The sequence below is a fragment of the Candidatus Ryanbacteria bacterium CG10_big_fil_rev_8_21_14_0_10_43_42 genome (assembly GCA_002793915.1).
Lineage (GTDB): Bacteria > Patescibacteriota > Minisyncoccia > Ryanbacterales > 2-02-FULL-48-12 > 1-14-0-10-43-42.
In genome coordinates this window covers 15,082-29,635 of record PFEF01000006.1, presented here as the reverse complement: position 1 = coordinate 29,635, position 14,554 = coordinate 15,082, and the positions used below count along the sequence as shown (strand labels likewise).

General features: G+C 41.7%; 17 protein-coding genes. 2 read left to right on the top strand and 15 right to left on the bottom strand.

Translation table 11 applies throughout. The features are described from left to right. Positions 1-87 precede the first annotated feature (87 nt). From typA to COU90_02525, 8 genes are all read right to left on the bottom strand, one after another. Positions 88-1,884, bottom strand: coding sequence for a translational GTPase TypA (gene typA / locus COU90_02560; protein ID PJE64309.1), 1,797 nt, complete (start codon positions 1,882-1,884; stop codon positions 88-90). A gap of 26 nt (positions 1,885-1,910) precedes the next feature. Further along, entirely contained in the window at positions 1,911-3,152 is a 1,242-nt protein-coding gene (locus COU90_02555; protein PJE64308.1) for an ATP-dependent helicase, read from the bottom strand. Positions 3,153-3,222: 70 nt separating this feature from the next. Next, positions 3,223-4,182, bottom strand: coding sequence for a hypothetical protein (locus tag COU90_02550; GenBank protein PJE64307.1), 960 nt, complete (start codon positions 4,180-4,182; stop codon positions 3,223-3,225). Then, entirely contained in the window at positions 4,094-4,465 is a 372-nt protein-coding gene (metG, locus tag COU90_02545) for a methionine--tRNA ligase subunit beta (GenBank protein PJE64306.1), read from the bottom strand. Before metG ends, COU90_02550 begins: the two co-directional genes overlap by 89 nt. A gap of 1 nt (position 4,466) precedes the next feature. Further along, the gene (locus tag COU90_02540) at positions 4,467-4,892 is read right to left on the bottom strand and encodes a hypothetical protein (protein PJE64305.1); all 426 of its coding nucleotides are present in this window, start codon (positions 4,890-4,892) and stop codon (positions 4,467-4,469) included. Positions 4,893-4,907: 15 nt separating this feature from the next. Next, positions 4,908-5,333, bottom strand: coding sequence for a hypothetical protein (locus COU90_02535; GenBank protein ID PJE64304.1), 426 nt, complete (start codon positions 5,331-5,333; stop codon positions 4,908-4,910). 70 nt (positions 5,334-5,403) lie between these two features. Further along, the gene (locus COU90_02530) at positions 5,404-5,991 is read right to left on the bottom strand and encodes a hypothetical protein (GenBank protein PJE64303.1); all 588 of its coding nucleotides are present in this window, start codon (positions 5,989-5,991) and stop codon (positions 5,404-5,406) included. Positions 5,992-6,126: 135 nt separating this feature from the next. Then, positions 6,127-6,477: a glyoxalase family protein gene (locus COU90_02525; GenBank protein ID PJE64302.1), complete on the bottom strand. Its 351-nt coding sequence runs from the start codon at positions 6,475-6,477 to the stop codon at positions 6,127-6,129. Between the two features lie 83 nt (positions 6,478-6,560). On the opposite strand from COU90_02525, the gene COU90_02520 reads away from it, so the two are divergent. After that, positions 6,561-6,806, top strand: a complete 246-nt coding sequence (locus COU90_02520; protein PJE64301.1) for a hypothetical protein — start codon at positions 6,561-6,563, stop codon at positions 6,804-6,806. 15 nt (positions 6,807-6,821) lie between these two features. Continuing rightward, positions 6,822-7,553 carry a hypothetical protein gene (locus COU90_02515; GenBank protein ID PJE64300.1) on the top strand — a complete coding sequence of 244 codons (732 nt, stop codon included), beginning with the start codon at positions 6,822-6,824 and terminating at the stop codon, positions 7,551-7,553. A gap of 36 nt (positions 7,554-7,589) precedes the next feature. Here COU90_02515 and COU90_02510 read toward each other — a convergent pair whose 3' ends face one another. The 7 genes from COU90_02510 to COU90_02480 all read right to left on the bottom strand — a co-directional run bounded on the left by COU90_02510 (position 7,590) and on the right by COU90_02480 (position 14,453). Next, positions 7,590-7,790 carry a cold-shock protein gene (locus COU90_02510; protein PJE64299.1) on the bottom strand — a complete coding sequence of 67 codons (201 nt, stop codon included), beginning with the start codon at positions 7,788-7,790 and terminating at the stop codon, positions 7,590-7,592. A 203-nt stretch (positions 7,791-7,993) separates the two neighbouring features. Beyond that, on the bottom strand, positions 7,994-9,490 hold the full coding sequence (locus COU90_02505; protein ID PJE64298.1) for a hypothetical protein: 1,497 nt from the start codon (positions 9,488-9,490) through the stop codon (positions 7,994-7,996). Positions 9,491-9,517: 27 nt separating this feature from the next. Beyond that, complete coding sequence (locus COU90_02500) at positions 9,518-10,012, bottom strand: hypothetical protein (protein ID PJE64297.1); 495 nt, start codon at positions 10,010-10,012, stop codon at positions 9,518-9,520. Between the two features lie 146 nt (positions 10,013-10,158). After that, positions 10,159-11,160, bottom strand: coding sequence for a hypothetical protein (locus COU90_02495; protein PJE64296.1), 1,002 nt, complete (start codon positions 11,158-11,160; stop codon positions 10,159-10,161). 453 nt (positions 11,161-11,613) lie between these two features. Continuing rightward, complete coding sequence (locus COU90_02490; GenBank protein PJE64295.1) at positions 11,614-12,087, bottom strand: TspO protein; 474 nt, start codon at positions 12,085-12,087, stop codon at positions 11,614-11,616. A gap of 127 nt (positions 12,088-12,214) precedes the next feature. Continuing rightward, entirely contained in the window at positions 12,215-13,123 is a 909-nt protein-coding gene (locus tag COU90_02485; protein PJE64294.1) for a hypothetical protein, read from the bottom strand. Between the two features lie 280 nt (positions 13,124-13,403). Next, on the bottom strand, positions 13,404-14,453 hold the full coding sequence (locus COU90_02480) for a hypothetical protein (protein ID PJE64293.1): 1,050 nt from the start codon (positions 14,451-14,453) through the stop codon (positions 13,404-13,406). Positions 14,454-14,554: the final 101 nt, after the last annotated feature.

The following is a 14,554-nucleotide window of genomic DNA, read 5'->3' as shown; positions in this document are numbered from 1 at the left end:
TTCAAGTATAAAATTCAACCTTATTTTTACTTCGTCGACATGTATAGCGCATAGCATACCATAGGCATTAAAAAATTGCAAACATTCCTATGCGCCACCCTTTCCTCTTTTTGATTTTGAGCGTTCATTTTCTGTTAAGTACTGCTTCCGTATACGTACGTTATGCGGCGTTATCTCCAGATACTCATCCTCGGCAATCAGCTCAAGTCCGGATTCAATCGTAATAATATGCGGCGGTGCCAGCTGGATAGTATCATCCGATCCGGAAGCGCGCATATTGGTAAGCTGTTTTCCCTTTATGGGATTTACCGACATTTCATCTCCTTTTGCCGTATTTCCAATAACCATACCCTCATACACTTCCGTCGCCGGACCAATATACAAAACACCGCGTTCCTGCAAATTTGCAAGTGAAAATCCCAACGCCTTTCCGGTAGCCATTGATATCATGGATCCCGTAACACGCTTTTCTATATGCCCTACATAAGGCTTAAATCCTATAACTCTACTTGAGAGAATACCTTCCCCTTTCGTATCCACCATAAATTGCCCTCGATAACCTAGAAAACCACGGGTAGGCCCTTCAAACGTAAGTCGTACCGTCGCGTCCGATTCCGTCTTCATATCCGTCATAATTGCCTTTCTTTTGCCTAATTTTTCTATAACCGCCCCCTGAAATTCACTTGGCACATCAATTGTCACTTCCTCAAAGGGTTCTAATTTCTTACCATCCTCTTCCTTGATAATAACGTGTGGCTGTGAAACCTGAATCTCATACCCCTCCCTTCGCATCGTTTCCAATAGAACGGCAACATGTAATTCTCCGCGGCCATAAACCTTAAACTGATCCGGCTGTGTAAAATCAATCTTAAGCCCCACATTCACCTCAAGTTCTTTCTCGAGACGCTCCCGTATCTGCCGCGACGTAAGTAACGTACCATCACGCCCTCCAAACGGAGAGTTGTTTACCAAAAACGTAAGCGTAATCGTTGGTTCGTCCACTTTGATTGCGGGTAATAACTCAACTTCCTTGTCTGCACTGATAGTCTCTCCGATAAAAATATCGGGAAGTCCGGCTATCATGCAAATGTCTCCCGCCTCCACGAAATCAACTTCTTTTCGCGCCACTCCTTTAAACGTAAACAGCTTCGTTACTTTTCCGGTTCGTATATCCCCATCGGGCGTTGTAATATATACCTGTGCGCCCACGCGAAGAATACCGTCATATACGCGCGCAATAGCGAGGCGTCCCAAAAAATTATCATATGCCAAGTTGAATGGTTGTGCCCTAAGAGGCGCGTCCACCGTATGAGGCGCTGTTGGCACCTGTTCTAAAATAGTATCCAGCAAAGGCGAGAGATCTTTTTTCTCATCATCTCTGTTTTTCATGGCAACGCCATCTTTTCCAATTGCATAAACTACCGTAAAATCCGCCTGCTCATCAGAAGCACCCAGTTCAAAAAACAATTCGAGAACCTGTTCTTCGGCACGCATGGGATCCGCCGCCGGCTTATCAATTTTATTAAGAATAACAATAGGCTTAAAACCAAGTTCAAGAGATTTTTTGAGAACAAATCGTGTCTGCGGCATAGGACCTTCCTGTGCATCCACTACCAGAAGCACTGAATCAATAGAGCGAAGCACTCGTTCCACCTCTGATCCAAAATCACTGTGTCCCGGCGTATCTACAATATTTATTTTTGTATCTTTATATATCGTTGCCGTATTTTTGGCATAAATAGTAATACCACGCTCCTGCTCAAGCGCATTCGTATCCATACTCATACCCTCCTCAAACATACCCGTCTGCCGCATAATGGCATCAGTTAGTGTTGTTTTCCCATGGTCTACGTGGGCTATTATCGCTATATTCCTGATTTCCATAATTCCAAAAAGAAAAAATATGCTTTCTATTCAATAAATGTAAGAGCTTTTCCTTTTTTAGTACCGCGCCCCGTGCGTCCGATACGATGCACGTAATCATCATACGTCGCCGGTATATCAAAATTAATGACGTGGGTGATGTTACTAATATCTAGCCCTCGGGATGCAACATCCGTAGCTACCAATGTTTGTACTTTATTTTCCTTAAAATTACGGAGTGCACGCTGACGCTGACCATGCGATTTGTCTCCATGAATAGCATCCGCCTTAATACCACGCCTATATAATGCATCGCAAATATTCTGCACGCCATATTTTGTCTTTCCGAAAACAAGCACCTTACTACATTCTTCCGTTTTTAGAAGATCATATAGTACATCCATTTTATTACGTCCGCGAACACGCACCACTTCTTGTTCAACGTTGGCGGCCGTCTCTCCCGTTTTTACTGAAATGGTAACGGGATTGATAAGAAAATCGTTAATGAGATTGGATATATTCCGTGACATTGTAGCAGAAAAACAAAGCGTGTGTCGCACTCGCGGCATCTTACTCATAATAAAACGGACATCATCTATAAAACCCATATCAAGCATGCGATCCGCCTCATCAAGAACAATTGTCCCCACCTGTTCCAAATTTAAAGCACCCTGCTTCATAAGATCCATAAGACGTCCCGGTGTACCGATAATGAAATGACTGTGCTGACGAAGCTTGCGAATTTGTGCTCCCATATTAGCACCTCCAACACACACTACCGCATACAAACGTATTCGTTTTATCAAGCTGTCAAATTCCCGTTCAATCTGAACCGCAAGTTCGCGCGTGGGCGCTATAATAAGAACCTGTTTTTCAGGATTTTGCAGTACATTATGAATCAATGGAATAAGAAAGGCGCCCGTTTTGCCGGTACCAGTATTGGCAAGTCCAACCACGTCAGTCCCTTTTAAAACATGAGAAATAATTTTGTCCTGTATAGGGGTCGGTGTCGTATATCCACGGAAACGAACGGCGCGCGCAAGATCGGGATGTAGGGCAAAATCAGCAAAACTATGTTCGATAATATGTTCTTCGGTTTTTATCTCGGCAACTGCCTTATTTATAAAAATAGATATATCATCGGTAGACATACTAAAAGCGCCCTTGCCTCCACGTCCGCGTCCACTCTGAAAACGCCCTCGGGATGGTACCGAGCGGCGCTGTCCAAAACCACGCCTGTTATTTGATCTGCCCGGAGACTGTGTCCAGGAATTACTTCGATTATACATATGAGATTCTACTCTGACATAAATAAAGTTAAATGTCAATCATTTATCAATATTTCCTTATAAAATAGTGCTATTTAAAGGTTTTATACCAAAACCCCTTTCTTCCCCATACCTGTTTATACCTTCCGATACCGGTGCGTTTTATATGGTAAGCAAGCCCCATAGTATCTGCTTTTTCCGCAATTTTTTCGGCAAGCGTGCGTATGTATGTGCCGGAGGAACATATGCATGTAAACCGTGCTATCTGAAACATATACTCGTCATCGAAGGAATCCCATACGCTTTTCCACCGTCTTTGTATATCAGATCGGCGAAAATCGGTGCCCAACGCTTTTGATTTTTCGGCAACAACGGGAATGCTTTTTATTTTTTTCTCCATACATTCCCATAATTCTTTTTTTGCAACAGTACGCATACCTTTATAATCAAGGTTATATATCGTAATGTCTGCAAACGGTATATTTATTTCTCCGAGACGCCCTTCCAATGCCCATAAAAAAAGGGGCTTTCCTTTGACTGTTTTAGATGAAAATACCGGATAAGCAAATTTCTGCTTACCCTCCAATTGTCTCATTATACTTTTCATGCGCGCATCTGACACACGAGACATGCCCGCATCGGATTCCGCCATTCCCAGTATATCCCCCGTATCACTTGAAAATCCGAGAAGAACCTCAAACTCATACTCTTTATCCAGGGCATGGTATTTTTTTTGATTTTTACACTCATCTCCCACAAGCACCAATAATAATCCTTCCGCCATAGGATCCAGACGACCGGCGTATGCAAGCGGTATATCCCCCACCCACGTATTTTCTTTCCGGTACCTATCAAGGACCATGCGCGGCGTTTCGCCCACTTGCTTTTCAATAACAATATATTTTTTATTTTTTTGCATAACAACAAAAACCTTGCCGGTACATTCAACAAAGTTAACTTCGTTATCGTATTTCTGCACCAGGCGAAATCTCCTTGTCAGATGTAAGAAGTACCGGTCCATCTTCTCCGCTTGCCGCGAGCAACATACCATCGCTTTCCATGCCCATCATTTTCCGCGGTTTTAAGTTGGCAACCACCGCAATTATTTTTCCGACAAGATCATCGGGTGTATACGACTTTCCGATGCCGGCCAATAACTGCCGTTCCTTCGTACCAAGCGAAACTCGGAGACGCACTAATTTATCCGATCCTTCCACCGCTTCCGCTGATAAAATTCTTGCCGTACGCAATTCCACCTTCGCAAAATCATCATAGGATATTTTGATATGTAAAACCGGCTCCGTTTCATTATTATTTTGTTTTTTATCTTCCATATTATTTTTTATATTTTTTCTTCATGTCCTGATATCCCGTCTTGATGAGTTTTTTAAGCGTAGGGATATGCATATCATCTAATCGCTTAATATACAAACATGATTTTCCAAGCGCATGCGGACCCAATTTTTTCATGAGGGGTCCGTAATCTTTATATCCCGGCATAATATAAATAGTAAGATTCTGTTTTCGGGGGGAAAACCCGACAAGAAACCAATCGCCCTCGCGGCCGGACGCGTATGTGTAATGATAGTCCCCAAACCCCACCATACTATCTCCCCACATCTGAGGCCTCTCTCCGGTGATTTCTTTCATAAGCGCGAGTATTTTTTTCGCATCTTTCTTTTTTTCCAGATCCTTAATAGTATTTAAAAACGCTATAACACTTTGTTTTGTTTTTTTGGTTTTGAGCTCTGCTTTTGCCATATGCACATTTAATAATTAAGGGTACTCCGCCATAAAATGTCTTACTTCCTTATTTGTGATTTTATCAAGCGCAAATGGTACCATCCACCGTAAATTAGGAATTACTTTGTCCGGCAAAGACACGGTAGAAAACCATTCCACCCTTTCATCCGTAGTAGTAACCGCGTCTGTTCGTGCTCCCATATATACGAGCGCATACACGTCTACCACATACTCTTCCGCTTTTAGTACTCCGATATATATCCAGTCCGCCTCCTCGGTGGAAAGTCCCGATTCTTCCTCTATTTCCCGCACGATACATGCCCGACTCTCTTCCCCTTCCTCAATTTTACCGCCAATGCCATTATATTTTCCGCGTTGCCAATCCGGATGCTGTTTTTCCATCAAAAGAACTTTTGAGAGATCCGTATTAAAAACAAACCCCAGCGTATAAGATTTCATATGATATAATTATACAAATATTTTATGTAAATAAAAAAACTCTTCGGATAATTCCGTTGAGTTATTGCTCTTATTCTCCATATGATGAAACATCATGTGGACGTAATATACAGGCCTCGACCAAAAAGATTTTCTTTTCGATTACTTTAAACGCCGCTTCCATTTCTCGCATATTCGCCACATTAATGGAAAATTGTTGATAAATATCATTTGTGTTTCGGCGAACATATTCACCAACGTCGGAAAAACCTCCTCCGAATATGGCGTTGAGCACCTCACATACTACAGCATACGGCTCTAGAGATAGATACTCTCCAAGCATTACCTCAAAATAAAGCGGATGGTCCTTTATTAGTTCTTTTATCCTTTGTTCGTCTTCTTCACTCATAACTTTTTTCGCCGGTGAAGAGGCCGACGTTTTTTGGAACCAACCGCCGTCGATTTCACGCCTCTCTCCATTAGGAAGCTCAATCGTTACCCATTCCGCGACAGTGGCGCTGAATTCCATCTCATCTTCTTTTTTTAACCGGACACCGACAACGAGAAACGGACCTATGCCATACTTCTTTACTATCCTTTCCCTTAATTCGGATGGGTATCTATTGCTCCATGTAACGAAATCGTACAAAGAAAATAAGGGTTTCTTTTCCTGCGACATACATCCTCCTATAACAATGATCAAACTAGGAGAATTGTACCACAAAAGTAGTACCATGTCTATACCAAATGATAAGACTGTTTAACAGCGCGAAGTGTTATGTAATTTCCTTCCGAATCCTGTATTCGCGCCATATTATGGTGCTTGTATATCTGACCACACGGCAAGCTCATTACCGCCCGGATCAATAAAATGAAATCGCCGACCACCGGGAAATGAAAAAATATCTTTGCAAATGACACCGCCACCCTCCATAACAGCATCTTTTGCCTGTTCCAATTTTGCACAATATAAAATTATAAGCGGCCCTCCCCGCACCACGGCTTCCCGTTTCTCAAATCCTCCTTCGACACCGCTATTAGTAAACGCCGTATATCCTTCACCATAATCAGTAAACTTCCATCCAAAAATGTTTGCATAAAATTGCTTTATCTTCGTAAGGTCCGGAGCATAAAGCTCAATATACTGGATACAATTATCTTTCATACTTTTTCATAGTACCATCTACAATTTCTTGGCAAAAGGGTCTATACTTGAACTAGTGGTTATTATAAGTAATATTCTAACATATGAATTCACTCTTTAAGCCCATAACATTAAGATGGTGGCAGGTATCGGTTGTGAAAATATCCCTTCTTTCACTTGGAATATATATCGGCGCCACATGGACTGATATATTTGAAAAATGGACAACCATTCTTCTTGCAGTATTTATCGTGACAGCGTTTTATCTTATTATCGTATGGTGGAAGCAATGGCATAACATTGACACACATTCGTCAATCCATGATTCCACACTTGAAAAAAAGTTTTAAGAAATAATTCCCGCCATGGCGTTCTTTCACATATTTCCCATCAGTACAACAGCCATCCTTCTTTTATTCATAACGGCCGTGGGCGCATACGGCTCCGTCCGCCTTTCATGGCGCGTAAAAGAACATGCCGATAATCCGCTGTTTTGGTATTTCCGTAATTCCTTCATTGCGGTAACTTTTTTTGGCATTATTTTTGTAATTCCCTTTCTTTTCACTCCCTATAACGAAACGGTAATGGTATGGGGATATATTACGGCACAGGCATTCCTCACCCTCGCGGCCGCCTGGCTTGCCGCTCTGTTTGCGCGCTATACACATATTTCTCCCGTTATCGGTTTTTTTATCATTCTGGCCATAGGAGCTTTTGAGGTTTATATACATATTACACATTTACCCGTTTTTAACTTTACTTCTTTTGAAACCCACAATATTCAACAAATAATACCCTCCCGACTGGCCGGTAGTATGATCGCTCTTAAACTTATTCTTGGCATAATTCCTCTTTCTCTCGCTTCTTTTTATTTTGCCGCTACGTACCCGGGGGAAACTCGACGGCGCAGTTTTCTTATTGCCATAGGTCTTTTTTTATGGGTGGCGGGAGGACCTCTTCACGATTTTGCAAATTCAACTTTTTTTCTGCTTGCGGATATTATTACCCTTGCCGGTTTCGGCTTTATTCTTTTTGGCCTTCTTACCCATGGAAAAACAGAGCTTCTTCCGTCCGTACATACGGAAATAAGCCAATAAAAAATACCCGGCAAATGCCGGGATATTTTTTATTATCTACGCCTTGTTGATATTAACCGCGTTAGATCCTTTTGGACCTTCCGCTACTTCAAAGGTAAGTTCATCACCTTCGCGCAAATCGTTAAATTCAACATTCTGAAGCTCATTTGAATGAAAGAAAAGATCCTTTTCTTGACCCTCTTGAGCAATAAACCCAAAACCGCGATCGGTTAAACGGGTAATTATTCCTTTTTGCATTTCTGTAAAAAAAAACTATATTAATAAATGTCTCAAACACAGAACACTATATGGTAAAACTCGACTATGATTCCCCTACAGCTTATGATTTGAATAGCTCAATTATATCATATCTATAATATAATGTCAAGATTTTTGCATATTTCCCACTCCCTACCATACCCATACATCCATAACTTCTTACTCTATAATACTTTTCCATCCTATTTTTTCTTTTTATCGAGGTCTAATACGTCACTAATGGCAATATGCGATACAAAATCCGGTACGTGGGACACTAATATCATGGTACCCGCATACGCATTAAGAGCGCGCGCTATTACGGGAACATGTCGGAAATTTATATGATTAGTCGGCTCATCTAAAATAAGAAGTCCGGGCTCGAGAAGCACAAGACGCGCAAATGCCACCAATCCTTTCTGCCCTTCTGAAAGCAGTCCGATTTTTGTTTTTATAATATCACTCGTAATTAAAAATCCAGCCGCGCACGCACGCATATTCTCCTGATTTTTTTCCTTCATTACAGACATAAGACAATCAAATACCGTTTGATCAAAATCAAGATTTGAAAAATCCTGCCGGTAATACCCGATTATAGTTCCCTTCGCTATCTTTTCACCATCCGCCTCTCCCGATGCAAGCGATTCCAATAATGTTGTTTTGCCAATGCCGTTCGGACCGACAATTTGTAAATGATCTCCGCGCCGAAGCGTTATATCACAAAAAATAGTTTTGACTCCGTTATTACGAATAACATTGTATGAAGAAAGCTTTAAAACATCCATAGGAACCCCCTCCTGTACGGGAATGGTAAACGGGCGAATGGTCTTATCTTCCCTACGCACATCCACCTTACTTTCTTCATGCGCCTCTACTTTTTCACGCATACGCTTTGCTACCATACGCATATTCCCTCCCTTCTTTGCAAAAAAGTTTGCCTTCTCTTTATTTGCCTGGATTTCTTTTTGAAGCTGTGCATTCTTCCGCTCTTCTTTCATAACTCGTGCCGTAATTTCCTCCACAACATCATAATAATTTCCCTCGTATCGCTCAACGGCATGAGTTTGTACATTAAGATACAAAACGCCATGAGTAAATGCATTAAGAAAATCGGCATCATGGGAAATAACAATTACGGTTTTTTTATATTCCTTCAAATATTCCGTTAAATGCTCAATCCCCTCTCTATCGAGATTATTTGTCGGCTCATCAAGCAAAAGAATATCAGGATTTTGAATAAGAGCCGAGGCGAGCAAGAGACGCGCCTGCTGACCGCCCGAAAAACTTCCCACCGTACGATCTTTATATGATGCGCTATCCTTTTCCGGCGGTAAAAGATTAACTATTGAAAGCACATCGTCTATTTTGGGATCAATATCGTATACTTTATCCGTAAAACATTTTTCAAAAAATTCCCTCATAGTAAGAGCGAGCTCATTACGCGGAATGACCTGCCGTGAAATCCCTATACTCGTTCGAGGCATAATACTAACCTGTCCTTCATCCGGCTTGTACATACCCGTAATCAAGCCAAAAAGAGTGCTCTTACCGGCACCATTTTGCCCCATAAGCGTCAATTTTGCACCGCGTCTAACAGAAAAACTTGATTCTACAAGAATTGGCTTAAGAGGACTATGCTCGTATGAAACTGCATTAAATGTAATAAGTCCGTGGCTATACGACATAATGCGTCTTAGCATACACGAGACACCACATACAATCAATGACTACTGCATGCTCTCTTTCTTATTATCTTTTATGATATGGTCATTATTTTTATGCATCATGGATTTGGACGCCTGTATAATGGCACGCTCTAATTCCTCCGGCTCATCCGTTCCGATCCGGTATATTCTTCCATCTTTCAGCCGTATTTCAACGGCATTAAATCCGGAAACGTTAAAAATCCACATATACGGCCAAAACCAAACGCGTATACCCCAACCGTAATACCAATGGTTAGTGACGACATGTGCGGATATAATATCCGCGAGAAGAATTTTTTTTCTCACCACGCCATACCCAAATACGATACGCACATACTCACCATCAATAGAAACAGTAAGCGACACGAAAGATGCCATAATAAAAAGAATGACGATCGGGATAACATTAAAAACGGCACCAAGTCCCGCCTGCATAAGCATTATTCCAAAAAACAAAGCAACCACAAGGAGTGCACTTATTATAAAATACCCTATTTGCGTATGATGATATGACATAATCAATATTATAACACCCATTCGTTATATTTACATTCGCCTTGCATATATCTTTATACATAAAACCACACCAGCACATACAATACTGGTGTGGTTATACACCGCACAATTACGATTCCCACAATACAGGAACCATTTAAGTAATGTTATTTAAAACTGCAAAATGACGTTCGATAACGCGGTAAAACCTCTACCTCACTACCTATAACTATCTGATTGCGGCTCCATGAAGTTCCACAGCTCGGATCCAATGTATATTCCTCCGTAAATACGCCCGGAGACGTCTCAACAAGAAAAGGAGTTCCATTTGGCGGATTTTTATAGACATTATGATCAAATTCAATAGAGTCATTGGATCTTCCCTCATGAACAAGCCACTGGGCAGTACCTCCGAATATGTTGTTATTATTGATATCGGTAAGATCAGATCCCTCTATCTTTAATGCGATACAATCTCCTCCCATACATGTTATATCATTCCAAAAAATCTGCCCCTGACGCGCCCTATACTGAATGGCCGTATCTCCATTCTTGGTAAAAAACTCATTTTTCTCTATGCGAAAATGACGCGTACCTGCGCCCATAAATACACCCGTCGCGCAGTTTGTAAACGTTGTACGATCAACGCGTCCACTGAATGCATTTCCATGTTCCGCATACTCCACGCCCGTAATACCGGGACTTAAGCAAGTAATAGTATTTCTTTGAACAAAACTTTTTTCAACATCATCGGGAAATGAAATCACCACCGATGAATTACCGATTTCAAAATCAAGATCCTCAAAAATTACTCTTTTTACAGGATCCGTAGAACCCGCCGGACGCCGAACTGTAATAAAAGGTCCGCCCGGCTCTAAATTAGCATCAGATAATACAGACTTACTTCGCCGATTAACACTGCGTATACGGACTGATTTTGTTAAAACAGCACGGCCTACATTATGTACGCCGGGTGAAATAATAATTGATTCTCCCGGCCTATCAGCGGCATCATGAGCCTCTTGAAGAGTCGCATATACCGCGTCACACGGTTTTACCAACTCACCGACACAGTGGGTTCTTATATCATCCCACTCTCCCGCAAATGCCCATGATCCCGTTACTACAAGCAAAGTCAGTACCCCCATTAAAACAACATTTTTCTTCATATTTGATTGGATTAATTTTTAATAGCGATTCGACTTTTGCCTTATATAACTATTTATTACTACGTCTTTTATTCAATATCACTTACAATTTATTGTACCAGAATTATGTATTACCGCTAACAATACGTAACAAGCCATGTGGATAAAAACCAAAATAGCTCAACAATAACTTATCTCCATTAGAAACCTCTCTCATGGGTTGAATTCTCATATTTCATATTCTTATGTCTCTCCTAAATCGGATATATTATAGTATGGTAGAAATTTACTTTTAAATATCAAGTCTGTACTAAAAATCCTTGCATTAATGCAAGGATTCTTTTTTGTGCTATGTGGCCACATATCGTAACAAGGTTTATAAAACTATGTTATTACGGTAAGTATAACCGGGTGTCTGATACTTATTTCTTATTTCTTCCGTCGAACACTTCGACAGAGCTCATGGTAAATATATTAATTAAGGACATAAATTGAATAGTTTAAATACCCGGCGAAGCTGACCCAGAGAATATAGGGCACGAGAAGCCAGGCGGCCGGACGAGAGATTTTATAAAATGCAATGATCGTGGTGAGAATGGCGAGCCAGAGGAACACTATCTCAAAAAGTGCTCCGCCCGGGCTATGCAGGCCGAAAAAGATAATTGACCATAGCGCGTTTAAAACCATTTGAATACCAAACATCCAATAGGCCAGGTGTTTGCTTTTTCCGCTCTCGTCTCTCCAGACAAGATACAGCGCATAGCCCATCAAAAAAAACAGCGTCGTCCAGACCGGACCGAATATCCATGCCGGCGGATTGAGGGCGGGCTTCACCAGCACCGGATACCAATCTTTCACCGAACCGATGGTAAAAAAGCTCCCCAGCCCTCCTGCCAACTGCGGGATAATAAGTGAAATGATGAGTTTGAATGTGTTGCCGATTTTCATAGTTATTTCTTAGTTTTATTATGATGTTATAATAATTTCTCGGCTAGGGAAAAAATGAAAAATAGGGTAAGTCCCCTTTTTTCTTTTTAAAAAAGCCGCCTTAGAAATCTATGACGGCAAAATATCGTTATTGAATACCGGCTGTAGTCAAAAGATCTGACCATGCCGGTTCGTTCAGGAAAGCGGCTCCATTTTGCACCGTTGTTCCAGTGCCATCTGTGACATATAAAGTCAGGATGCCGCACCATACATTAAATTGTATTCCTGCGTCCTCCGGCGCCGGATTACCCGCATCACAGAGCACGACAGCACCGCTTATACCAGGCTCCATATTACCTCCGAAGATATATGTTGTTGAATCAAATAGTCTCATGGTAATGGATGTGAATTTTACCATATTATTACCCGCGTCGTGTCCGCTTGAGTACCCACGAACCGTAACAATCCTGTTAATACCGGGATCTTCTATCGATACGGGCATCGCGGTAAGTGTCTTTGCGTAAGACCGACACCGGCGCCTGCATGGTCTGGGTAAAGGTGGCGGAGGGGTAGGGTCTTGAGTGTCCCACCCTATAATAGCGTAATCCTCTTCGGAAGGAATTACATTAATTGTCTGTATAAGACGAGATGTTACCCATGTTTGAGTAATAGGAAATTGCTCGCCGTTTGGAAGAACAAATATACCGCCCTTAATAGGTCCCGAAGAAGAATACTTGCAATGACCCGCTGTTACCGCACGAGCTTGTCCGGGAAATCGTTCCGCACTGCACCAACCGCCGCCTATTACAATTTTTCCGGTATTTGGGTGATCATTTGCATGCCACACCATCTCCGTTAAATAATCTGATTCCGGCAGGCCTAATTTTGAAGGAGGGTGTTGCAGAAAACGATGGCTATCAATTGGCCATAACTTCGCCAATTGATCGGGTGATATACTTTCCCTATTCGGATTGTTTTCTATGAAATGTATAATTTCACCGTAAGAATAGGAAGTGGTTCCGAAAAGCAAGAACACAATAGCCAGCAAGGTACGCATAATTTTTCCTTTCCATAGTGCGTTTCAGATAATGAAATGTGATCCGGTACGGTAGAGCTCTTGTTTCTTTCTGTATATTTTAAATACCTCCTCCATTCAATTTTATTTAGAGGGAGTGTATGTTTTTTTTAATAAAAGTCAAACGTACATCCTTAAATTCCAACCTGAAGCGCAATTCATACTTCTAAACACATCCGCAGGGATATGATTCATGCGACGTACGGGAAAGATACCCTACACACTCCACGTAGCTGTACAGGCGATCGAGACTGGGAAAGACTTAGAGAACCTGAAATGTCTCCCAAATCTTCTGCACATCCTCGTAGGGTACCGCGCGGGTAAAAATTTTATACAGCTTGTCATTCTTGAAAAAGACGGTCGTCCGCCAGCGATTTTCTTCGGGATGCAGAGGAGCGCCCGCTTCTTGTGGTGTGTGCGTAACAAGTGCCCTGTGGCCATCTATCATTATTTCTCCGTCCTTGTAGATAGAATAGCCGACCTGTTCTTCCCTCCATGCAAACCACTCTTCCAAAGTCGTAAACGGCGCATGTTGAACAGAAATGCTGATGAAGCCAAAACGACTGTCTGGATAAAATGTAACTCCTCCCTCCGTTGTAACACCATCTCTTTCGGAAGCGCTAAATTCCGATACAAAAATATCCTCTCCGTTAATTACAGATGGATACTCAAACGCAATGCCCAATGTTTCGTTGCGGTATGCCGACCAGTCACCCGCAAGCGCAATAATTGTCCCATCAATGCGAATACGTTCCTCTGCGCCAACACTGGTATATGAGCGTATTACCGATTCCAGCGTATCCAACCGCTCCGTATTTTGCGGTTCGAGCGGATAAAGAGAAAAGACATACACATACTCATCCTCAAAGACATAGTATGTTAATTGAGGGTCGGCAGGTGTCTCGTGCTCTACGCGCAGAAAAGTTATATCGCCAGGATCAATAATGTTATCGCCGTTGTCTACAATGCTCCATGCCGCCTCTTTGACAAGCACGTCGTCCAAGTCTATGAAATTTTGGCTAACCCACTCTTTCGAGGGTGTACCTGCCGGCAAGACATTGATATTTATCTGCTCGCCATAGGCGTATCCTTCGGTGGCACCAATATCGGGAAAATCTTCCTGCCTTGTCAAAATAATATGTGTATCACTTAATCGATGCTCATACCAACCAGGGGGAATGTTTATCCTTACGTCTGGTAGCTCATTTTTCGTCATATCCATCCCGCGGTCAATGAGGTAAACGCCATAAATTACTCCTCCGATAATGAACAGCACCACAATTCCGATAAATATTTTATAAGATTTTATCATCATCTTTTATCTTACTGCGTTTAATCAAATTGATAAAACAACGCATGAGTGTAGCGTCCCGCAATAATAAGTGTAATAGGTGTAATAGGTGTCAGTAATAG